Genomic DNA, 20,522 nt, shown 5'->3' on the forward strand with positions numbered 1-20,522 from the left:
AAGTATTGATTAATTTTTTGAATGAAAGCCAAAGCCTATCTGGGTAAAGGTTTGGAGGCGATTGTTCGTTGAAGAGGAATATGATAGTAAGGGTTCCCTGACAATCGATTTGCCTCAGTTTTTAATAATGTCAAAAAATGCGTATAGATTCTCGAATTTCACTCTTGAGCGATGACCAACCCTGAAACTGGAGTCGATCGCTGTATTCATCCCACCCAATTTTGACTCGGGGTCTCTAACGCGCGACAACGGCTGTCGTTCTCGCAATCCGATCGCGCTGCTACCGCACCAAGCTACGATCGATCTGTGCCAACGACGGACAGCCGCTCAAAGCCATTGCCACATCCAGTTCCGCTCGCAACAGTTCCAAAACGCGACCTGCACCGGCTTCACCATCCACTGCCAATCCCCACAAAATCGGTCGTCCCAGCAACACCGCCTTTGCCCCCAGTGCCAGGGCTTTGAGAACGTCGGTTCCCTGACGAATGCCACCATCAACGAGGACATCCACCTCATCCCCCACGGCATCCACCACTTCAGGCAACGCATCGAGAGAAGCGATCGCCCCATCAAGTTGCCGCCCCCCGTGATTGGACACGACGATTCCGCGAACCCCACAATCGAGAGCGCGTTTGGCATCGTCACCGCGTAAAATTCCTTTCACAACCACCGGCAGGGAGGTCAGCGATCGCAACCATTCCAAATCGGACCAAGTCAGGCTCGGATCGAGCTGTTCGGCAAAATAAGCAAATAAACCCGATTCCCCTTCGGTGTGGGAAATCGATAAATCCGACAGGGTCACGAGATTGGCTAAAGTCATGCCCTCAGGCAAACAAAACTCCCAACGACGATCGCGTTTGCGCGTTCCCAGTATTGGTGCATCGACGGTGACGCACAATGCTTCATATCCAGCCTCCTGGGCGCGTTCCACTAAACGCTCGGTGAGAGTGCGATCGCGGTGGACGTACAACTGAAACCACAACGGAGACCCAAAATTGGGTATCGAGGCTTCTGGGGAGGGTGTAACGCTTCTGGAGGCGATCGCCACATCTTCCAGACTTTGAGTTGAGAGGGTACTCAGCACCATGGCCGTGCCGAATCGGGCCGCAGCTTTCGCCGTTGCCAGTTCTCCGAGGGGATTTGCCAAACATTGAAAGGCCATCGGCGCGATCGCCACAGGCATTGCCCAATCTCGATCGAGTACCCGAGTCGTTAAATCCCGGCGACTGACATCGACTAAAACCCGAGGTCGCAGCTCGGTTGCCTCAAAGGCAGTGCGATTGCTTCTGAGGGTGAGTTCTTCCCCGGCACCACTGGCATAGTAATCGAGTGCCATCGGCGAAAGCGATTGAGATGCTAGAGTTTCGTACTCAAAGAGGTCGATTGGTAAGTTCACGATCGATGTGGGGCGTTGAGGTGGCTGTTCCCAAGCTCGCGCGATGCGGCTTCGACGGCCTGCGAGGAGGGATAAAGCAGTTGCTACTGTGGTTAGGGCACAAGTGACCGTGGGCAGCAGTCGGACCCCGCGTCGGCGACAGAGGCAAGGGAACGCCGAACGAGCAAGAGAACGCCGACCGTTGGGAGCAGGGGGAGAAAGATCGCTTCTCTTTCTCCACCCTAACGAGGGACTCTTATCTGATTTCAAAGAGTTGACTGGCAGGCTCTGTAAGCTGTTAACTCTCGCTTACTTTTTGTTTAAAGGCTTTACCCGGACTAAAAACGGGCACTTTCGTCGCTGGAATTTCTAGGGGTTCTCCCGTTGCTGGATTTCGTCCGGTTCGCGCGCTGCGTTCTCGGGCTTCAAAGGAACCAAAGCCGATCAGGACGACTTTTTCGTCATTGGCAACGGTATCCATAATTACGTCTACAATCGCACTCAGCACGACGTCGGCTTCCTTTTTCGTGACACCAGCTCGCACCGCAAGCGCTGTTACTAATTCTGTTTTGTTCATAAGTCTAAAAAAGTAAGTCTCAAGAGAGCGGGATATTTAGCGACAAAGCGCGATCGAAGGAATGCAAACGGTTGGGAAAATCAAATCCCGTTGTTTGAGGATTCGAGAGCAAGACATTTTTACCGTTTGGCAATCCCGTCGCTTTGACCCGTGCCCCAAAAACATCGAGAGTTTAATGGCAATCGATGCTGGTTTGTTGGGGCTCAGAACCCAGGAATCGGTCATTTTGTTTGCCCCGATATCTTAGCAGGTGTACTTGCTGCGCGATCGCGCCGGTGCGACTTTTGTCAGTAAACCCGCCGATACCCAAACCCCACCCTCGCCGAACGCTGTATAAACTTCCCCCTGACGTTACAATAACAACGATCGCTCTCAAGTCATGATGCGATCGCCCCAAATTTCCCCAAACTCTACACCCAACGAGCCAAAAGCGTGTTACCTACGGATTTATTGAGTCACCGCTATAGCGGGGAAGAATTGATTCCCAAGCGTTTGGCAATCGATCTGGGAAACCGTCGCGTGGCTGGGGATGCGATCGGATTGTTCGAGAAAGCAGTTGGCATTCCTCAAGGGGAACTCGACGGCAAGTTACTCGAATTTGAAGGTGACAGTCCCGACTATCGCGTCAAGCGGGGATTGGCGCACATTCTCAAAAATAAGTTTTGCACCATCGAAATTGTCAGTCCTCTCGACCCCCCAGCCTTGCGCCAGCGAGTTTTTTCCCTAGCGGCCGCCTCGACTCCCAGTCCCCAAAAAACCCCAACGATCTTAGATCGGGTTGCCGACGAACTGAGTCGTCAAAGCAGTCGGGAAGTCTCTGTGGAGAGCGTACGTCGCGGACTCTATGCCGACTTGCTCGAAAATCGCATCCTCACCCAGTTTGACCCCCCCGAACCCGATGCACTGCTACACCTCTACAATCTTTCCCAGGTTCAGGGGATTTTTTACCGCGCCAGCCATATTACCATCAACGCCCACCGGAACGTTCCGGGACAGTACAAGCTGTTGTTTCGCTATCTGAAATTGTTTGGGTTGATGGCCTATATCGAAGGGGATGCGGATTTTGGCTTTACGATTACCATCGACGGTCCCACGAGTTTGTTTAAACCCAGTACGCGCTACGGACTGGCGATCGCAAAACTGTTACCGGCGTTACTTCACGTCACTAAGTGGAGTCTCAAAGCCACCTTGCAAAACCGCGACTCCTATACCGGCAAGTGGAAGCAGGGTCGTTTTAGCCTCAACTCCGATTGCGGTTTGGTCACCCACTATCCCCCCGGCAAACCCTACGATAGTATGCTCGAAGAGTCTTTTGCCAAGCGATGGGCGAAATTGAAGTCTGAATGGGTGCTAGAGCGGGAAGTGGATTTAATCCCCCTCCCCGGTACGGTGATGATTCCCGATTTTCGTTTGGTTCACCCGGATGGAAGAGATTTCTTACTCGAAATTGTCGGCTACTGGCGACCGGACTATTTGAAAAAGAAATTCGATCGGGTGCGACGCTCGGGATGCGATAACCTGATTCTGGCTATTTCCGAACGGCTAAATCTGGATAAAGCTGGGGTGCGCGTCGCTGACATTCCGGCTTCGGCGGTCTGGTTTAAAGAAAAGTTACAGCCTAAAGCGGTGCTGGAAATTTTAGAGCGATCGTAGGGTGGCAACAGGTTTAGAGCGAGTAGATCTCGCCAAGAAAAGACTCGCAGCAAAGTCACCTCAATCTTTTCAGGCGCTTCCTACAGATTGGAAGAGTTAACGACTCACCCTCAATCGACGAATCATTTCTCGCACAACATCGGTTTTCGTTCGACCTCGTTCGATGCAGTAGCTTTCTAGACGCTCCAACTCGCTTGCAGGTAGGCGAATGGTGAGAACTTTGTTTGAGGGGGGCTTCGTTCTGGTCATGGGTATCAACAACGTACTACGACTTTCAAGAGCCAAACATAAAGTTTTGTTGAGATATACTTAGTACATTGTACTTGCAGACTCCGATGTACCACCAGATTATAACTCAGATGGTTCGTCTTTTTGCCCGTTTTTGCCGGAGAATCTCGGATTTTCTAGATTGGGGTGCGGGGGATAGAGTTCGTCGAATCGAAATACTTATCCCGTCAGGGTTTGGGATCGGCTTCCCCGTCAATCTCGCGTCCAGACAGAAGCCATCCCCGGGATAAAGACTTGGTGTCGAGAAGGATGTTTGAAGACTAAAATATGAGGGTTCGAGTTAAGCTAGAAAGAAATCTAGGCTAAGTATCCGAATAATGAGCGATCGAAGTCCCTACGAACAGCTTGGGGTCAGTGAGGATTCTTCCTTTGATGAAATCCAAGCCGCACGCAGTCGTCTACTTGAAGAGAATGCAGGCGATCGGCAAGTTTTAGAAAAAATAGAAATGGCCTACGATGCGCTTTTGATGGAGCGCTTGCGGATGCGTCAGGAAGGAAAAATCAAAGTTCCCGAACGCATTCGATTTCCCGAACGCCTCACGCCAGAAGCTCCACCCAATAAGACTTCAACACCAGTTAATCGAACGCCAGCCTGGTTGCAAAGTCTCCTCGATACCCCCAGCCAAGCCGATATTCTCTGGCCGGCCGGTATCTTATTCGTCTTAAGTGCTTTGAGCATTAGTGCGAACTTCGCTCCCGTTGCTTTGGCATTAGGCGTGGGGTCGAGCCTTTATTTTCTCAACCGCAAGGAAAATCGCTTCGGTCGAGCGCTGCTGCTGACGGTCGTAACACTCGTCGTCGGTTTGCTGGCCGGGGGAGCCTTAGCAACGGCGATCGCTCCCCAACTGGGGATTCAAGTGGCGGTGAACACGCTAACGGCCTGGATTACGTTTTTCCTCCTGTGGCTGACTGCAAGCTTTTTGAAATAAAAGCGATTTGACCTCAGGGATCTGTAAATAGGACTCGCGCCAAGGGGAGATTGAAAGCAGGTGAAGCCGGTCACGCGCTACATCTGTATTTTTCGGTTCGCAGGTGGGTGAGTCCTATCGATACTATTGGGTGGAAAGAGTCGAAGAAACAATCAGCGAACTGGTTGAACGGCTTCAGCAAAAATGGATTCCACGGCATCGGCAAGGTTCTTGACAATGCGATCGGGTGCGTAGGCTTCGAGGCGCTCGCGATCGCGAATTCCCGAAAGTACGCCAATAGACTTGATACCGTGGGTTTTTGCGGCCACCAAATCCGCTTCCGTGTCGCCAACCATCCAGGTATGCGTCACTGGGGGTAACTCTTTGAGTGCTTGAGTCATCAACATCGGCTTATCTCTGACATCGCCGGTTTTGGTGTAATCGTTACCCAGGCAGTATCGTCGGTTGGCGGCGAACAACCATCCGAGATTACAGCGATCGAGAGCTTCGTCGAGTTCTCGGGTACGCCGCAGAGTCATGACTACCAAGTCGATCCCTTCTTGTTTGATGCGATCGAGGGCTTCAACGGCCCCAGGAATGGGGGTGTCGTGATGCAGGTAGGGGGCAGTATGTACCGTGCGTCCTCGCAACTTGGCAAATTCGACCGCGCGATCGGCATCTAAACCCGACAAAATTCCGATTTGCCGTTCGGGAACTCGCGCTCGTTTGAGCTGCCAAAATTCCGATTTCGATAGGCAACGTACCGAGCGATTCCGGTGGCGAGTTTGCTCGAGACAGAACTGATATACCTGATAATACCGTTCGGAGACGTCCATGATTGGACCGTCGAAGTCGGTAATGAGTCTGAGCATTCGATCGCGTTCCTCTTGCATTCGCCTTGTTAATTTTTATAACAGAAATCTTAAATAATCTCAAAGAAATTTAGATTGAGTGCGGTTTTATACATAGTCTCGATGCCAAAAATCTCAAATCAGTATACAGTTCCCGCCACCAGAAATTGAATATTGCGGTTCAGATGGCAGCTGTCGGCAATCATTTTTTGGATAGGGGTGAGGGAATTTGGCCAGACGCGAACGCTGACAGCGTTGCTGGCACGATGTTCGAGAAAGAACAATCGATCTCCCAGTTTGAGGACGCGACGGATTTCTTCGATCGCCCGATCGACTTTGGCAATACTCCACAGCGTCCAGGTACTGACGACGCGATCGAAGGTATCATCCGCCATCAGCAGGGACTCTCCATTGAGAATGCAATATTCGACTTCGATGGAAGACGCTTGAATTCGCTTGTGCGCCAGTGGTAATTTGGCGGACGTTGGAAGGATAATAGGGTACCTCGAAGAGCGTAATGCCGGTCGTCGAAAGGAAAGGTTACGATCGAGAATCGAGACAACCATTCGCTTCAAATTGTCGTTGTATTTCCAAGTTGAACGGTTCGTACACTGAAATACTTGAAGAGGTATAAAGCCCTTCAAATTCATTCGTTTGAGAATTGACAATTCCTAAAAATTCAATTTTTTCTTCCCCCAGGGGATTCGTTTCGAGGGAAATTAAATTCCGATCGAGTACAAATGTAGACCCGATCGCCCGTTCTCCTTCGATCGAAACCAACTCAAATCGAGCCGATCTCACTTGTCGCTCTAAATCATAATATTCTCCGTAATCGTAGACTTCTTCGATAATACAAAGATGATTCTCCAGTTCTGACGAAAAAATACTCAGGGAGGAATAAGGTGGAAAGATTTCCCATTCCCGGACCCAGTATCCTAAAAATGGGGCAATCTGTTGATTCTGTTGCGATTGACGATATTCTTTTAAATCTAGGGCGTAAAACGGTAGCATTTCAATTTTATTCAATCCTGCTAAACCAAGAATATTCTCAATTTCTTGGCGCATAGCCTCTTGCACCGGGTAATTTTTTTGTGCCCGGATATCGCGTTGCATCGACTCGACTGGAGAAACCGTAAGCCCCCAGAGAAAACTCATCGTCAATAGGCTCGTATTTGTCAAGGATATGATTTTCATGTTTACTGTTGAAAATTATTACAAATCCCAATCGGTCTTTTTTGAAAGATTAAGATAGAATGTTATGAAAAGTCGCAACTTGCATAATGAGGTACATTATATTTTGACCAAGTCATGGCAAGAAAAAATTAGAGAAGACGAGATATCCAATAATCTCGATGCGATGTACGAGAAACAACTCGGAACAGAAAACTACCAATAAGTGCAGCGTATTCGAAAGTAGTTGAGCAAAAATCCGCAACGGTTGGCACTTTTAGCTTACCTGAACGATGAGAATTTCTATCAACTTTAAGGACGTTAAAATTATTTTTTAAAGGATGCTCTAGGAAGATGCGTTACGACAGATGTGTGCGTGGAATTGAAAGCCTAATTCACAGAGTTTAATTTAAGTCTAACGTATCCGACAGAATCTATTTCCCTTGGCGATCGCTAAAATCAAAGCTCGATCGCAAGTCTATCGGGGTGTAGCCGAAGATTTCTATAGTTTCTCAATATTGTGGTGCCTTTTGGGATGTGTTGCCGATCGCGATCGAACTGAGTTAGAACCGAAAAAGGGAGCACAATCAGGCGCGATCGCTGTTCACAACCAAATGGCAAAGCAATATTACGAGGGGTATTGTGACGGTACACCCACTATTTTCCGCGTTCGAGATAAAAAGTTTGGCACGGCAAAAGTGTATGCCAAATCGGCACAGTCACTGCTGACGAAAGCGACTGGATATATCAGTGCCTACGACTTTACCCTCAACCCCTACCGAGGCTGTCAATACGGCTGTAGCTATTGCTATGCTGCTGCTTTCAGTCCTAATACTCGAATGCGTCAAGATTGGGGAAACTGGGTCATTATCAAAGAAAATGCCGCCGAACTGTTAAAGAAAGAGTTAGAGAGCTGGTATCGAAAAAACCCCCATCGAGAACCTCGAATTTATATGAGTACCGTCACCGATCCCTATCAGCCGATCGAATCCAAGGTGGAACTCACGCGCCAGTTGTTAGAGGTGATGGTGGAATACCGAACAATTCTTGTCATTCAAACGCGCAGTCCCACTATCGTTCGAGATATCGATCTGTTACAGCGATTACAGGCTTTGCGAATTAATATGAGTATTCCCACGGGAAGCGAAGCCATTCGTAAAGATTTTGAACCCAGATCGCCGAGTATCAAAGCACGATTAAATGCAGTTCGGAAGATTCGAGCGAATATCGATCGCAACACAGGATACATCCCCAAACTTTCGATAACAATCACGCCACTTCTACCCACGTTTCCCGAACAGGAATTAGATTTTATTAAAACCCTGAGTTTTGTCGATCGGATTATCATCCAGCCATTTCATCAGACTCGAGGTCAGCTTCTAGTTGCGAGTACCCGAAAGCAAGCCATCGAGTTAAAGCAAAAGTATCGTTGGTGGTACGAAAACGAAGAGAAAAGTTATCAGGATTTTAAAGATAAGCTAGAACTCGCACTTCCAAATTTAGAAATTACAGAAGGGCCTCAGGGGTTTGGTTATGATTAATTTATTGGAGCGGTGGTGGCGATCTCATCAGTTTAAAACAGCAATTCGGCAAGGAAACGATCTCAAAGCCAAACAACTCCTGAAGTCGATCGAAAAATCGGGAAAAAGTTTGTCTTGCTGCGAGCAGTTATTTCAAGAAAAAATTCAACTGGAAGAATCCCTACAAGAGCAAAAGCTACAAACTGCCAAACTCAGAAAAAAAGTCATCAAGACCGAACCCCTTCTCACGGTGCTCGAGAAAAGTTCCTATGGTTCGTCCATGCTCCCCCTCGATCGAGACTTTATTGATTTTATCGAACGAGAATTTAATATTAAGTATCTCGATGAAAGCTTAATTCAATGTACTGGCATCCACGCGCGCGAATTCTATCATCTTGAAGACGAGCTAGCGATTTTTTTAGAGTCAGAAATTGAAAAAGTTTCTCCCAAAATTCGCAAATCTGCCTTGCAAGAGGCATTAAATGATATTGAAGGCTTGAAGCAAGGTGTCGATCCGAACTACGATCTAAGACTCACGCCTCACATCTACTTAATGCGATATTTTTTGGAGAATATTTATTGCTCTTACTTATCGTGGTTTCTGCTTTATAAAAACAATTTAATACCCTCTAGTCTCAATATTCTTGATGTTGCGGCAGGACCGGGAACGGTGACCTACGGACTTGCTTTACTCTTACAAAGTTGTCGTGATTTTGTGGCTTTACCTCCCCTACATATTTCTTATTCTTCTATTGAAAAGCAATCGGCGCTTCAATATCGCGGTCTTCAGTTTTGGCGGCGTTATATTGAAACTCAACCCACTCCCATTAACGCTTACTTTCAGTTTAATACCCTAGACCTTTTTGAATACGAGCGTCGAACCTATCAAATTCCCAAAAAATTTTTTGACTTTATTGTCATTTCTCACTGTTTTTTTGCCGATCGAGAGCGCCGAATTCGCTCCCATCGCACCTATCGGCATATTTTCTCAAAATGTCTCAAATCCACGGGTTATGTATTGCTTGTCATTCAAGGATATAAGCTGCATAGCTTTTACAACCGCTATCCCCACGAAAAAGGATTTCACGAAAAAAATCTAATTGAAATATTTCTCGGAGAGATGGGGTTACAACTGGAGTGGTATAAGTATCTAAGTTCGACCGGTCAACGAATCTATAACCGCAAAGAGTTTGGCAAATTTGCCCGAGAAAATTTATCGCCCTATAAATCGATGAGTGCTCTTCATCGTAAGTATATTCAATCTAATTTTGATTTTCATTATGCCATTGACGATTACGTAATTCTTGCCAAACGATAGTCAAATTCGAGATGAGTTACGATGGATTTTAAAATTGAGTTGCCTGTCTCTCAAAGGGCGATCGAATTTCTAGTGGTCTGTCAATTAACTGGAGTTTAGTCTAAACTCCAGTTATTAGGCGGCTAAAGCCACTCGTGTCGCTTTCATCCCCCGGTTAAAACACGGAGGCTTTCAGCTTCCCGTCTTTCTTTTGGTAACTTTTACTTTTTTCAACGGGAATCGAAATGGGGGGTGTTCCCGAGGTCAGGGTTTTTAACTCTCCCATGGCTTTTAAACCTTCAAGAACGGAATTCCGAACCAGGGATTCGGGTTCTCGGCGCAACATCAAACGAAAGGCATCGGCAGCGGCTTTTCGGTGGGTGGGTTCTAAAGAGTTTTCCTGCCAGAGGCGAAGGATTTGGCGAACGGCGATCGCCCGAACGAGGGGATCTGTATCGGTAAGGCGATCGAGTTGGCGATCGAAACTCACATAGCGGCGGGACGAACGTCGCGTCAGTTCGGCGCGAACTAGCAACCCCAACACCGCCAACGTCGCCATCCCCTGAAGCACGATCGCGATCGCCAAAGCGTGGTTTTCCATCCCCGTCCATAGGGCTAATGCCATATAGGTTCCCAGGGTTGCCACGCCGCCGCTAGCGAGGGTCAGGGTAAATTGCCGGTTCTGGCGATCCCATACTCGATCGAGGGAATTACGAATGCGCTGCCAGTTCCAACTCTGGCTGGAATAGGCCACAAACATCGCCAATCCCCCCGTTCCCAAGGAAAGGGCAAGTTTCCAGTGCCAAAGAACGAGGGTGAGGACGCCGACTCCCACGAGCCAACTTCGATAGACTTTCAACTGACTCGCAGACGGCCGCTTGTAGGATACCCGGCGCGAGCGCACTCGCAATTCCCGTTGAATCCACTGGAGAAATTGCTGCCATTCGGATAAAGCCTGTGCCACGTTACTTCTGCTCGCGATGCGGATGGTTGGAGGATCGATTGTTCTGGGATTAGTGTAGCGCGATATTGTTGCCCAGTTTCAGATAGGTTACGTTCGATTTCCGGGTGCCCAGTTGCACTGTAACGCCACGTACGACTTCACGATCCAAAACCTGACGACGCCGGGGATAAGGGGAAGGGGCAAGACTGACCGGGGTAAGTTGTTTAGATTCCGGTGGTTGCGCTCGGTCTTGAGCATGGGAAACTGGGGGAGGACTGGGAAGATGCAAGTCTTGAAATCTCGTTTCCTTCCAATGCTCGATTCTCCTGCATGAGACGCGCGCGCGAAGGCATCAATTACGCACAGCATTCTCTTATCGGGAAGGGGGGACCGGGAATTTGTCTTCTGCATCACCCCGTAAGGAGATATATCAGTTGTTACTTTGGCTTCACTCAATTTAATACTATTTCAAGTTTTTGAGGGTTCCCAGACACTTTTTCTTCGTTACTATAAACGTAGTTCGAGTAAGTTTTCGATCGAAAATTGAGACTCTGTCGTTGTATCTAAAACTAGACCTTTATTCCCCTGCTACCTGCATTTATTTCACCCGCTCAGGGGAGACTTCCGGCAACATCTCCAACGTCCAAAATCCTCTCTTCGCCTCACACAGACTTACGGTTATTCAACCCGATTTGATATTATGGCTTCGACAGATTGCGTCAAACAGTATCTCGCTTACTGGTTTCAGTTGGGTAAAAAGCTCTGGATTCGCAACGGCCAGCAATGGATGTGCCCTCGCTCGATCGTTTGCGGCGATCGCTACAGTCCCGAATTTGAAGCCTGCTGGCAGTTAGTTTGCTCTCCCGAGTCGGGGGACTGTTATCTCGAAGGAATGCCGCAAACCATCGAGCAACTCCTCAGTTCTGAGTGGGAACTCGCCCCTTGCGCCCGATGCGACATCCTCGTCCCCCTGCGCGAGCGCGGTATGCCCAACCCCGAATGTCCCTGTAGCGACATTCCCACCTGGCCGAACATGGAACTGCCCCAACCGCGTTTACCGGTGAATACCCGATCGCACCTTGCCGAGATTCGATCGCGATTGCAAGCCGGAAAATTTGAAGCTCGGAATTTGGAAACAACCTCAGGAAGCTCGAGCGAGATTTAGGAGAAAGGGGAGATGGGGTGTGGGGGAAGATTATGCATTGACTCCTCCTCTGCCTCCACAACCCCTTGCCCCTAAAACTGATTTACGATCTCGCCACATCAAACGTCCGAAAATCGCTCGCCATCTCCGTATTGGGAAAAATCGCCCGCGCTTCTTGGAGTAAATCCTCGAGAGTAATTCCATTTCCCGGTCCGTAGCGGGGACTAAAATGGGTGAGCAGCAACTGTTTCACTCCCGCACCCAAAGCAACTTGGGCGGCCATGGTGGATGTGGAGTGAAGGCGCTGGTAGGCCAGTTGCGCGTCCTGGTGGGCAAAGGTGGATTCGTGAATCAGCACGTCCGCTTCCCGCGCCAGTTCCACGGCGTTTTCACAATAAATCGTATCGGTACAGTACACTACTTTTCGTCCCGGTTGGAGTTCGCCGCACAAATCCGTCCCGCGAATCAGACGACCATCCGGTAGCGTCACCGATTCCCCTTGCTTGAGGCGACCGTAGATGGGACCGGGGGGAATATTGAGTTTTTTGGCTTTGGCAACATCAAATCGACCGGGGCGATCTTTTTCTTCCACCCGGTATCCGAAGGCGGGAACCTTGTGTTCGAGGCGATCGCAACGGACGAGATACTCGTCGTCTTCGTAGATGATTCCCTTGTGATGCTTGTGAAACGTAATCGGGTAGGACAAGTGGGTGCGGGAATAGCGGGTGGAAGCCTGGAGGTAGTCTTCAAGGGCGGGAGGACCGTAGAGATCGAGTTTGTCCACATCCCCCGCCATTCCCATACTGGCAAGCAACCCCGCCAACCCGAAAATATGATCGCCGTGCATGTGGGTGATGAAGATGCGGCGGATTTGACTGGTTTTCACCGGACTGCGCAGGAGTTGGTGTTGGGTTCCCTCACCGCAGTCAAACAGCCATACTTCTCCCCGTTGGACTAAGCGAATCGCGACGCTCGAAACGTTGCGCGATCGCGTGGGGACTCCGGAACTGGTTCCTAAAAATGTAATTTGCACGGGTTTGCGATCGTCTTTTAGTGCCGATTCTGCACTCTATTATGCCCGATCGCGCCGGTTTGGGGTTTGGGTGTGTTATTTCAGGGAGCAATCAGCGCGTCAGCACTCAGCTAGGGTCATCAGTTAGCCGTACACTTTTGACTAGACATAGATTCTAGCGTTCAAAAAGATTTTCTTTCGGACGATCGCGCTCAAATCATTTCTGGATCGGAATTTTAGATTGAATGGATGACACTCATGTGATGTGCCACCTTTTCTGAGGTTTTGAATTGGGGTTTGCAGACTGTAATCCTCAAACATAAATTGTCGATTCACAAAGTCGAGTCAGGTAAAATCGAGGCGATCGTTGACGCTCTCCCAAAATAGCGATCGCCATCCACGCAACTCGGAAACATTTTCTGCGCCGGGGCGATCGAATATTTTAGGTCTGACATATCCTAATGGTTACGGTTTCAATTGTGGAGGATGGTGCGCTGATGATATTTGCTCGAACGATCGCCTCGGTGGTTTCTTCGATCGAATCCTCGATCGCTCGCTCGACTTCCGTGGGGGGACTCTCCGTCTTGTTATGGCTGCTGGCCCTCTCCCCGGCTGCCGCCCTAGAAATGCGAGTCGCCATCGAATCGGATATCTCGGAAGTTAAAGTGGGCAGTTCCACGCCCGCCACGGTCAAAGATGGGACGGGTCGCGTGTTGGGTCAACTCGATGGCATGAACGCCTTTCTGGCGGTCTCCGGTCATAACCAAATAGCCTTGAGTCACTGGCAAGCCAGTCAAATGTGGATCGAACCGGGGGAGGGGGGATTCGTTTATATTGGCGATCTCTGGTATCGCGGTCGCACGAAGCTGGTTCTCGCTGATGGGAAGCTGACGGCGGTTAACTACGTAGATTTGGAAGAATACCTCTACAGCGTCGTGGGGGCGGAGATGAGTCCGAGTTGGCCCGGCGAAGCCCTCAAAGCCCAGGCAGTGGCAGCCCGTTCCTATGCCCTCTACCAGCGCAAACATCGCGGCACTGACACCTACGATGTGGGGGACGATACGTTCTGGCAGGTATACGTGGGGACGGACAAAGAAGACCCGAGTACGATCGCAGCCGTCAATGCCACGCGGGGGGAAATCCTCGGCTATAACGGGGAGGTGATCGAAGCGGTCTTTCACGCCTCTTCGGGGGGTCATACCGAAGATGTGGAGCAAATTTGGCAAGAACCCAAACCCTACCTGCGGGGGGTTCCCGACTACGATGGGAATGCGCCAGTGTATCAATGGAACGAGACCTTTTCGAGCGGCGAACTGAGCGATCGCATCTCTGGGGTGGGAACCGTTGACGAGATGGTGCCCGATCGCACCACCCCCCACGGTCGGGTGATTTCGATGACCGTCATCGGCAGTGGGGGAAGTCGCTCGATCGAGGGGGAAGACGTGCGCCGCGCCCTCAATCTGCGCAGTACTCTCTTTACCGTTACCGCCCAAGGTGACTCGTTTAATATCTCCGGACGGGGTTTCGGTCACGGGGTCGGTCTGAGTCAGTGGGGGGCGAAAGGCATGGCCGAGCAAGGATACAACTACCGACAAATTCTAGGGCACTACTATCCGAATACCAACTTAATTGGGTTGTAACGAACCACTCGGGAGTCACTCCGATTTGTGCGGTCTAAGAATGCTAGAGTGCTATGTATAAAAATCGTCGGCAACGTTCGAGGGCGATCGGATCGGGGTAATATCGAGCGAGACTGGAGTCGCCAAAGCAGCCCAACCCCGCCATCGACCCGCCAACCAAGCCGGTTCAACTCAGAGACCCATGCATGACGCCAAATCGCCACACGCTAATATGACTAGGGGAAAAAGAAAACAAACCGCAACTCTAGAAGTTCAGTTGCTCCGAGAAGGGATCGTGGAATCGACCCATCGCGTTCAAGCCGTTATCTGCGACACTCGAGGGCGAGTCCTCTCCGTGGCGGGCAATCCCGAAGATACCACCTTCGCCAGATCGGCCCTCAAACCCTTCCAAGCCCTGGCGGTGACTTCCACCGGAACCCTCGATCGCTACAATTTAACCGATCGCGACCTGGCGATCGTCTGTAGTTCTCACAAAGGTTCGATCGCCCAAGCCAGGCAGGTGTTCCGCATTCTCTGGCACGCCGATATCGATCCCACTCAGCTCAAGTGTCCGATCCCCCCTGGCAAGCAATCAGCCCTGGAACACAACTGTTCTGGCAAGCACGCCGGAATGCTCGCCGTCTGCGGGCAGTGCAACTGGCCCCTGGAGAACTACCTCCAACCCAACCATCCCGTCCAAAAGCTGATTTTGAGTAAATTAGCAGAACTCTCGGGAATGCCGGCGGCCGAATTTATCGGCGCGCGAGACGATTGCGGCGCACCGACGTATTTGATGCAACTGGCGCAAATTGCATCCCTCTATGCGCGATTGGCTTCGGGGGATAGCTTGGATTTAGAACGCATCGTCCGCGCGATGACTCACTACCCGAGAATGATATCCGGAGAAGGGGAGTTCGATACGGAACTGATGCGCCTCAGCGAAGGAGAACTGGTGAGTAAAGCGGGTGCGGAAGGCATTCAGTGCGTTGGGCGAGTGGGAGAAGGCATGGGACTGGCGATTAAGGTTGCCGACGGCGCGCACCGGGCAAAACGAGCAGCAGCCATTCACGTTCTCCGGCAAATGGGCTGGATCGGTCCCTCGATCGCTGAGAATCTGGCGGAAAAATATATGACGTTCGGCGACTTCAAACGCCTGGAAGTGGTAGGAGAAATGTCGATGCTGTGAGAATTCCTGAGAAAATTCTTTTTAGGGGTTGCAATTTGCGAGCCCATCGTCTTATACTTGTGAAAGTCAAGACGACGCGGGATAGAGCAGCCTGGTAGCTCGTCGGGCTCATAACCCGAAGGTCGGTGGTTCAAATCCGCCTCCCGCCACCAAATACAAGCCCTGTACTTACAATAAGTACAGGGTTTTGTTTTGCGAGTTTTTTGTTGATTTTGAAATCTTCTCCCTTTCTAGCTGCATTCAGGCACGGACAGTCTAAACTCCAGGTCTAAGGGTTACCGGCATACTTCTCCCGAAGTCCCCGAAGCTTCTGTTGCTTCCGTTGCTCACCAAAACAAGTGTCCTAACAATTCTGAATATCCCGATAACCCGTCACCCTTTTCCAGCAGCGGCTTATTACATTTTGTAAAGTTCTTCCCAATCTGCAGAATTTGACTGCTTAATTTGCGAATCTCCTTTAGGAAGTCAACATCGATCGCACTGCGCGATCGAGAGGATTCCACCCACCCTTGACATGACTTGTCTGTTAATTTCCCTTCCGTTGTAAGGTGCACGGGCGCAGAGTACTTAAAGTGCGCAGTTTATCCCTGCATTCATCCATTGTGCGGACTGTTTGAGCGTTACGAGTATCTTTCTCTCGAAGCCTCCGATGCTCCCAAGAAAAAGCAATGCTCGCACCCGAACCCGTCCTCACAACTCTGAATGTAGCGATGGGCAACAAATCCGCACTTCCGAATTGGGAACAATCGATTGGCTCATGAATTTAGACGAACAGCTCAAACAATTAGCCGTAGAAGCCCAGCAGCATCCTCCCAAAACCCCAAAACGCCAGCAGGCTTTAGCCAGACTGGTGAGTGCTATCGGTCGATCTCGCAAACTCGTACGTCCGTTCTCCGGGCAGTTTCCGGGAACCTACGAAGAGATTTATGCCGAAGCTCAGCAACGGTTATTTTTGTACCTCTGCGAGAATATCGATCGATACAATCCGGAGTTGGCAGTATTGCAGTGGGCGAATTTCTTGATGAAAAAGCGATTTTTCATTGAAGCGGGCCGCGATTTGATGCCGACGTTTCCCAAAGGTGCCGATCGATCGCAACTGAGACGAACGACGCTCGATGTCTTGGACAAACAAACACCGGCCGATATTCGATCGCGATCGAACCCCTCTCTTTCGGAAGCGGTGATTCAGTGTATCCGGGACGATCGCTATGGGGTGTTTCAAAGCACCCATATTGTCAAAAAACCAGCAGCCAATTTTCAATATATCGCCTTGCAATTTCTTGGGGGATATTCCTGGAAAGAAATTTCCGCCGAACTCGATGTTAAAGTCGTCACCCTCAGCTCTTTTTACCTGCGGTGTTTGACGAAGTTTGCCCCTCAATTTCAAGCCGATCTCTCAAACTAGCTCCAACTCTGACACGACTTGCCATGAACGACACTCGCACCGATTCTTTCTCCTTTGAGGTTCCCCTCACCCTCGGCAACCATCAAATTGCTCGAGAATTTTCCCAGCAGCACGGTGATGCTCGCAAAGCCAAGCAAGTTTACGTCAATACGTTAAGTGTATTTGCGGTAGATTTTTACTTAAAATGCTTGGGATTTGAAACGAGTCTCGATCTCGCTCAAAGCTGGAACCCGATATTACAAGTTTTAGCCGATACCGCCGATTTATGGGTCGAAAATATCGGGCGTTTGGAATGTCGTCCGGTACTGCCCCAGATGTCGAATTGCACGATTCCTCCTCAAGTTTGGAGCGATCGCGTTGGCTATATTTTCGTCAAATTCGATGCGGAATTAACGGTTGCGGAGTTAATTGGATTTACGTCTCACGTTGAGAGAGAAACTCTATCTTTCGAGCGCTTGCAATCTCTCGATCGATTCCCCGACTATTTAAATGAATTGACCTCAACCTCACCCACCGTTTCTGGGGTACTCAGCGATTGGTTAAACAATCTCGTAGATGCGGGATGGAAAAGCATCGAGGCGATCGTCGAAGGATTTCAAACCCCAGAACTCGCTTTCAACTTTCGCAATCCCGAAGCCGCACTCGATCGGATCGAACCGATGCCAGAAGGAGTGAAACAAGGGAAATTTGTCACCCTCGGCGACGATGCCGATAATCGGATGCTATTTTTAGTGGGAATTGCGCCGACTGAGGAGCTTTCTGAGTTTAATATTACCGTAGAATTGTATCCGTTCGAGCCGCACGCTTATTTACCGAGAGCTTTGCAAATGGCAGTACTTGATGATGCGGGAAATTCAGTCTTACAGGCGGACGGTTCCCAAAGTGAAGGATTAGAATTTCAATTTAGCGGCGAACCGGGGGAACGGTTTAGCATTCGCATCGGTTTAAATGACATCAATGTAACGGAGGTCTTTGAAATTTGAATTGACTCGATCGGGGGTACAGGTCTTTTCTTTTTGAGAGGATTGTCTAAACGCAACGATTATTCTCCTCATTGAGATATCTTAGAGCGTATCGTTCGGTGTCTATCGACTTAGTTTTGGGTTCTGGGGAAAGATTTGATGGAAAAAATCGTAATTCTAGAGCTAGAGGGAGATTTTTATACCTCTGGATTTCGAGCCATTCTAGAAATCCGATCTGAAAATGACGTGCAAATCTTAAAAACGAAAGGATATTTACCATCCGCTCCCGGAGTTGCCGATCGATTGCAAAAACACTGGGAAGAGTCTTATCGAAATCTCGGATTACCCGGTCGAATTAAAGCCCAAAAAATTATTCGCAAAGGACTGCAAAATCGGCAAATTGTCGATTGTCAGAAATCCGCAAAAGCGTTGTGCAATGACTTCCAAAAGTGGCTGAACGCCGAATCCTTTCAATCGGTCGATCGCCGACTGCGCGAGACCCTCAGCCGCGACGAACAAATTCGATTTCTCATTCGGACCGACGACCCCCATTTACCCAAACTTCCCTGGCACGAATGGGACTTTTTCGATCGCTACCCAAACGCAGGAATCGCTATGAGTGCGTTTGAATCGGAATCGAGATCTTTTAGACAAGATACAGCGACGGCAACCCGTCTTCAACCCACCGAGAAAAACACCGTCAACCTTCTCGCCATTCTCGGCAACAGTCAAGGCATCAATCTGGAAACCGATCGCCGCAGTTTGGAGAATTTACCCGATGCCGACGTGGAATTTCTCGTGGAACCCGATCGCGCTCAATTGAACGATCGTCTTTGGGATCGACCTTGGGATATTTTATTCTTTGCCGGACATTCCCAAACCGAGGGAGAAACCGGGCGAATTTATATCAATCAAACGGAAAGTTTGACCGTCACGGAACTCAAATACGGGTTGCGAAAAGCGATCGAACGCGGGTTGCAACTGGCGATTTTCAACTCCTGCGATGGCTTGGGATTAGTCCATCAACTTCAAAACCTGCACCTTCCCCAAACCATCGTCATGGGAGAACCGGTTCCCGATCGGGTAGCGGAGGTCTTCTTAAAGTACTTCCTGAGTGCTTTTTCGAGTGGGGAATCTCTGTATCTCGCCCAACGACAGGCACGGGAACGGTTGCAAGGACTTGAAGATCGATTTCCCTGCGCCAGTTGGCTGCCGATTCTCTATCAAAATCCCAACATCGCACCCCCCAATTGGCGATCGCTTCAGGGATATCCGGTTCGGGAAGAATCCGTTACCGAGGTACCCCATCCCTCAACTTCACCATCAACTCCAACCCCTTTTTTCACCCAACCCAACCTGGGCATTCGATCGCTTTTTTTGCTGAGTTTGGCAGTCATGGCGATGGTGATGGGATTTCGATTCTCCGGCTTGCTGCAACCGTGGGAATTGAGCGCCTACGATCGCACCCTGCGCCAGCGTCCCCCCGAAGCCATCGATTCCCGCATTTTAGTAGTGGAAGTCACCGAAAACGACGTCAATGATTTGGGGGGATATCCCCTCTCCGACGAGACGCTGGTACGCACCATCGATGCCTTGCAAACCCACCAACCCGTAGCCATCGGCATCGATATGCATCGCTACCAGCCTCGAGGTGAAGGACGGCAAGACTTGATCGCCCGATTTGGGCAGCATTCCAATTTATTTTCCGTGTGCGCCTTTGGGAGAGGCGATCGCGATTACGAACCCCCGCCGGAATTTTCCCCCCAGCAACGCATCGCCCAAATGGGATTTAGTAACTTCCCTGTCGATTTCAACCACGCCACCGAACCCCCATCCGGGCAAAATGCGATCGCCGAGATTACCTCTCCCGTGGAAGAATGCACCATTCGCCGCCAGTTGTTCTCCTACGATCCAAATTTGGCGTCTACGCCATCGAGTTGCCAAACCCCATACAGCCTTAGTTTTCAGCTAGCCTACCGCTTCCTCGAGCAAGCCAACGTCCAACCCCTGCAAGTGACGGAAACCGATCGATGGCAGTTGGGTTCGCGGGTTTTTCATCCCCTGCCTGCCCGATTTGGCGGCTATCAAAATCTCAACGGTATGAGTTATCAAGTGATGCTCAACTATCGGGCGGCACTTCCGGGACAGCGCGTGTCTCTGCAACAGGTTTTGCAGGGAACGGTGAATCCCGATTGGGTGAAAAACCGCATCGTTCTCATCGGCTACACCGCCCCCGTCTCCCGCGATCGCTTCGAGACTCCCCAGGGCAAAATGCCGGGGGTTTGGATTCACGCCCACACCATCAGTTACATTTTGAGTGCTGTCATTAACGATCGACCCTCGATTTGGGTATTGCCTCAGTGGGGTCACTTGCAATGGGGCGATGGGTTGTGGATTTGGATGTGGTCCCTGTTCGCGGGAGGGGTGGCGTGGATGGGGCGATCGCGTTCTCCGATGATACTCGCCGGGGCGATCTCGATGTTGAGTTGGCTGCTGTTCCAAGCCTGTGCGATCGCGTTACATTTGGGGGGATGGCTGCCGTTGGTTCCAGCGGTTGTAGCCATCTTGGTGACGGCAGTGGCAGTGGTTGTACTCGGCAGAAGGTAACCGGG

The 20,522-nt window shown here is 50.1% G+C and carries 19 protein-coding genes and 1 tRNA gene; 11 read left to right on the forward strand and 9 right to left on the reverse strand.

All coding sequences use genetic code 11. The features are described from left to right. Positions 1-280: 280 nt before the first annotated feature. Both AC2215_RS10785 and AC2215_RS10790 read right to left on the reverse strand, forming a co-directional pair. A complete protein-coding gene (locus AC2215_RS10785) occupies positions 281-1,396 on the reverse strand; it encodes an alpha-hydroxy acid oxidase (RefSeq protein ID WP_486809998.1) in 1,116 nt (371 codons plus the stop codon). Between the two features lie 277 nt (positions 1,397-1,673). Then, positions 1,674-1,952 (reverse strand): HU family DNA-binding protein, encoded by a 279-nt coding sequence (locus AC2215_RS10790; RefSeq protein ID WP_486809999.1) that lies wholly within the window; start codon positions 1,950-1,952, stop codon positions 1,674-1,676. 432 nt (positions 1,953-2,384) lie between these two features. On the opposite strand from AC2215_RS10790, the gene AC2215_RS10795 reads away from it, so the two are divergent. After that, positions 2,385-3,605 carry a DUF790 family protein gene (locus AC2215_RS10795; protein WP_486810000.1) on the forward strand — a complete coding sequence of 407 codons (1,221 nt, stop codon included), beginning with the start codon at positions 2,385-2,387 and terminating at the stop codon, positions 3,603-3,605. Positions 3,606-3,701: 96 nt separating this feature from the next. Here the strand turns inward: AC2215_RS10795 and AC2215_RS10800 are convergent, their stop codons facing one another. Further along, complete coding sequence (locus tag AC2215_RS10800; RefSeq protein ID WP_486810001.1) at positions 3,702-3,854, reverse strand: ribbon-helix-helix protein, CopG family; 153 nt, start codon at positions 3,852-3,854, stop codon at positions 3,702-3,704. A gap of 356 nt (positions 3,855-4,210) precedes the next feature. Between AC2215_RS10800 and AC2215_RS10805 the strand changes: the two genes are divergently transcribed. Next, positions 4,211-4,822: a CPP1-like family protein gene (locus AC2215_RS10805; protein ID WP_486810002.1), complete on the forward strand. Its 612-nt coding sequence runs from the start codon at positions 4,211-4,213 to the stop codon at positions 4,820-4,822. A gap of 152 nt (positions 4,823-4,974) precedes the next feature. Here the strand turns inward: AC2215_RS10805 and AC2215_RS10810 are convergent, their stop codons facing one another. From AC2215_RS10810 to AC2215_RS10820, 3 genes are all read right to left on the reverse strand, one after another. After that, positions 4,975-5,673, reverse strand: a complete 699-nt coding sequence (locus tag AC2215_RS10810; RefSeq protein ID WP_486810003.1) for an HAD family hydrolase — start codon at positions 5,671-5,673, stop codon at positions 4,975-4,977. Between the two features lie 119 nt (positions 5,674-5,792). After that, entirely contained in the window at positions 5,793-6,218 is a 426-nt protein-coding gene (locus AC2215_RS10815; protein WP_486810004.1) for a class I SAM-dependent methyltransferase, read from the reverse strand. Continuing rightward, the gene (locus AC2215_RS10820) at positions 6,193-6,765 is read right to left on the reverse strand and encodes a hypothetical protein (protein WP_486810005.1); all 573 of its coding nucleotides are present in this window, start codon (positions 6,763-6,765) and stop codon (positions 6,193-6,195) included. Before AC2215_RS10820 ends, AC2215_RS10815 begins: the two co-directional genes overlap by 26 nt. A 500-nt stretch (positions 6,766-7,265) precedes the next feature. On the opposite strand from AC2215_RS10820, the gene AC2215_RS10825 reads away from it, so the two are divergent. Together AC2215_RS10825 and AC2215_RS10830 are read left to right on the forward strand one after the other, a co-directional pair. After that, positions 7,266-8,363 carry an SPL family radical SAM protein gene (locus tag AC2215_RS10825; RefSeq protein WP_486810006.1) on the forward strand — a complete coding sequence of 366 codons (1,098 nt, stop codon included), beginning with the start codon at positions 7,266-7,268 and terminating at the stop codon, positions 8,361-8,363. Next, positions 8,356-9,660 (forward strand): photosystem II assembly protein, encoded by a 1,305-nt coding sequence (locus AC2215_RS10830; protein WP_486810007.1) that lies wholly within the window; start codon positions 8,356-8,358, stop codon positions 9,658-9,660. The genes AC2215_RS10825 and AC2215_RS10830 overlap by 8 nt, the downstream gene beginning before the upstream one ends. 154 nt (positions 9,661-9,814) lie before the next feature. On the opposite strand, the gene AC2215_RS10835 is transcribed toward AC2215_RS10830, so the two are convergent. Then, positions 9,815-10,603: a hypothetical protein gene (locus AC2215_RS10835; protein ID WP_486810008.1), complete on the reverse strand. Its 789-nt coding sequence runs from the start codon at positions 10,601-10,603 to the stop codon at positions 9,815-9,817. 679 nt (positions 10,604-11,282) lie between these two features. On the opposite strand from AC2215_RS10835, the gene AC2215_RS10840 reads away from it, so the two are divergent. Further along, positions 11,283-11,747, forward strand: coding sequence for a hypothetical protein (locus AC2215_RS10840; protein ID WP_486810009.1), 465 nt, complete (start codon positions 11,283-11,285; stop codon positions 11,745-11,747). Positions 11,748-11,829: 82 nt separating this feature from the next. Here the strand turns inward: AC2215_RS10840 and rnz are convergent, their stop codons facing one another. Together rnz and AC2215_RS10850 are read right to left on the reverse strand one after the other, a co-directional pair. Then, complete coding sequence (gene rnz / locus AC2215_RS10845; protein ID WP_486810010.1) at positions 11,830-12,759, reverse strand: ribonuclease Z; 930 nt, start codon at positions 12,757-12,759, stop codon at positions 11,830-11,832. Positions 12,760-13,070: 311 nt separating this feature from the next. Continuing rightward, the gene (locus AC2215_RS10850) at positions 13,071-13,193 is read right to left on the reverse strand and encodes a hypothetical protein (protein WP_486810011.1); all 123 of its coding nucleotides are present in this window, start codon (positions 13,191-13,193) and stop codon (positions 13,071-13,073) included. A 42-nt stretch (positions 13,194-13,235) separates the two neighbouring features. Here AC2215_RS10850 and AC2215_RS10855 point away from each other — a divergent pair, with 42 nt between their 5' ends. From AC2215_RS10855 to AC2215_RS10880, 6 genes are all read left to right on the forward strand, one after another. Further along, the gene (locus AC2215_RS10855; RefSeq protein WP_486810012.1) at positions 13,236-14,378 is read left to right on the forward strand and encodes a SpoIID/LytB domain-containing protein; all 1,143 of its coding nucleotides are present in this window, start codon (positions 13,236-13,238) and stop codon (positions 14,376-14,378) included. 211 nt (positions 14,379-14,589) lie between these two features. Continuing rightward, positions 14,590-15,543 (forward strand): asparaginase, encoded by a 954-nt coding sequence (locus AC2215_RS10860; protein WP_486810013.1) that lies wholly within the window; start codon positions 14,590-14,592, stop codon positions 15,541-15,543. A gap of 75 nt (positions 15,544-15,618) precedes the next feature. Further along, positions 15,619-15,695: transfer RNA gene (locus tag AC2215_RS10865), tRNA-Met, on the forward strand. A gap of 497 nt (positions 15,696-16,192) precedes the next feature. Then, a complete protein-coding gene (locus AC2215_RS10870) occupies positions 16,193-16,948 on the forward strand; it encodes a hypothetical protein (RefSeq protein ID WP_486810014.1) in 756 nt (251 codons plus the stop codon). A gap of 23 nt (positions 16,949-16,971) precedes the next feature. Then, complete coding sequence (locus AC2215_RS10875) at positions 16,972-17,931, forward strand: DUF1822 family protein (RefSeq protein ID WP_486810015.1); 960 nt, start codon at positions 16,972-16,974, stop codon at positions 17,929-17,931. Between the two features lie 138 nt (positions 17,932-18,069). Next, positions 18,070-20,517, forward strand: a complete 2,448-nt coding sequence (locus tag AC2215_RS10880; RefSeq protein WP_486810016.1) for a CHASE2 domain-containing protein — start codon at positions 18,070-18,072, stop codon at positions 20,515-20,517. Positions 20,518-20,522 lie beyond the last annotated feature (5 nt).

This window comes from Zarconia sp., assembly GCF_057467645.1.

What these genes read in the sequence shown, in the direction of transcription:
- AC2215_RS10790 (WP_486809999.1), bottom strand. Translation starts at nt 1,952, where the DNA reads ATGAACAAAACAGAATTAGTAACAGCGCTTGCGGTGCGAGCTGGTGTC.
- AC2215_RS10800 (WP_486810001.1), bottom strand. Translation starts at nt 3,854, where the DNA reads ATGACCAGAACGAAGCCCCCCTCAAACAAAGTTCTCACCATTCGCCTA.
- AC2215_RS10805 (WP_486810002.1), top strand. Translation starts at nt 4,211, where the DNA reads ATGAGCGATCGAAGTCCCTACGAACAGCTTGGGGTCAGTGAGGATTCT.
- AC2215_RS10810 (WP_486810003.1), bottom strand. Translation starts at nt 5,673, where the DNA reads ATGCTCAGACTCATTACCGACTTCGACGGTCCAATCATGGACGTCTCC.
- AC2215_RS10815 (WP_486810004.1), bottom strand. Translation starts at nt 6,218, where the DNA reads ATGGTTGTCTCGATTCTCGATCGTAACCTTTCCTTTCGACGACCGGCA.
- AC2215_RS10820 (WP_486810005.1), bottom strand. Translation starts at nt 6,765, where the DNA reads ATGCAACGCGATATCCGGGCACAAAAAAATTACCCGGTGCAAGAGGCT.
- AC2215_RS10830 (WP_486810007.1), top strand. Translation starts at nt 8,356, where the DNA reads ATGATTAATTTATTGGAGCGGTGGTGGCGATCTCATCAGTTTAAAACA.
- AC2215_RS10840 (WP_486810009.1), top strand. Translation starts at nt 11,283, where the DNA reads ATGGCTTCGACAGATTGCGTCAAACAGTATCTCGCTTACTGGTTTCAG.
- AC2215_RS10850 (WP_486810011.1), bottom strand. Translation starts at nt 13,193, where the DNA reads ATGTCAGACCTAAAATATTCGATCGCCCCGGCGCAGAAAATGTTTCCG.
- AC2215_RS10855 (WP_486810012.1), top strand. Translation starts at nt 13,236, where the DNA reads ATGATATTTGCTCGAACGATCGCCTCGGTGGTTTCTTCGATCGAATCC.
- AC2215_RS10860 (WP_486810013.1), top strand. Translation starts at nt 14,590, where the DNA reads ATGACTAGGGGAAAAAGAAAACAAACCGCAACTCTAGAAGTTCAGTTG.
- AC2215_RS10870 (WP_486810014.1), top strand. Translation starts at nt 16,193, where the DNA reads ATGCTCCCAAGAAAAAGCAATGCTCGCACCCGAACCCGTCCTCACAAC.
- AC2215_RS10875 (WP_486810015.1), top strand. Translation starts at nt 16,972, where the DNA reads ATGAACGACACTCGCACCGATTCTTTCTCCTTTGAGGTTCCCCTCACC.
- AC2215_RS10880 (WP_486810016.1), top strand. Translation starts at nt 18,070, where the DNA reads ATGGAAAAAATCGTAATTCTAGAGCTAGAGGGAGATTTTTATACCTCT.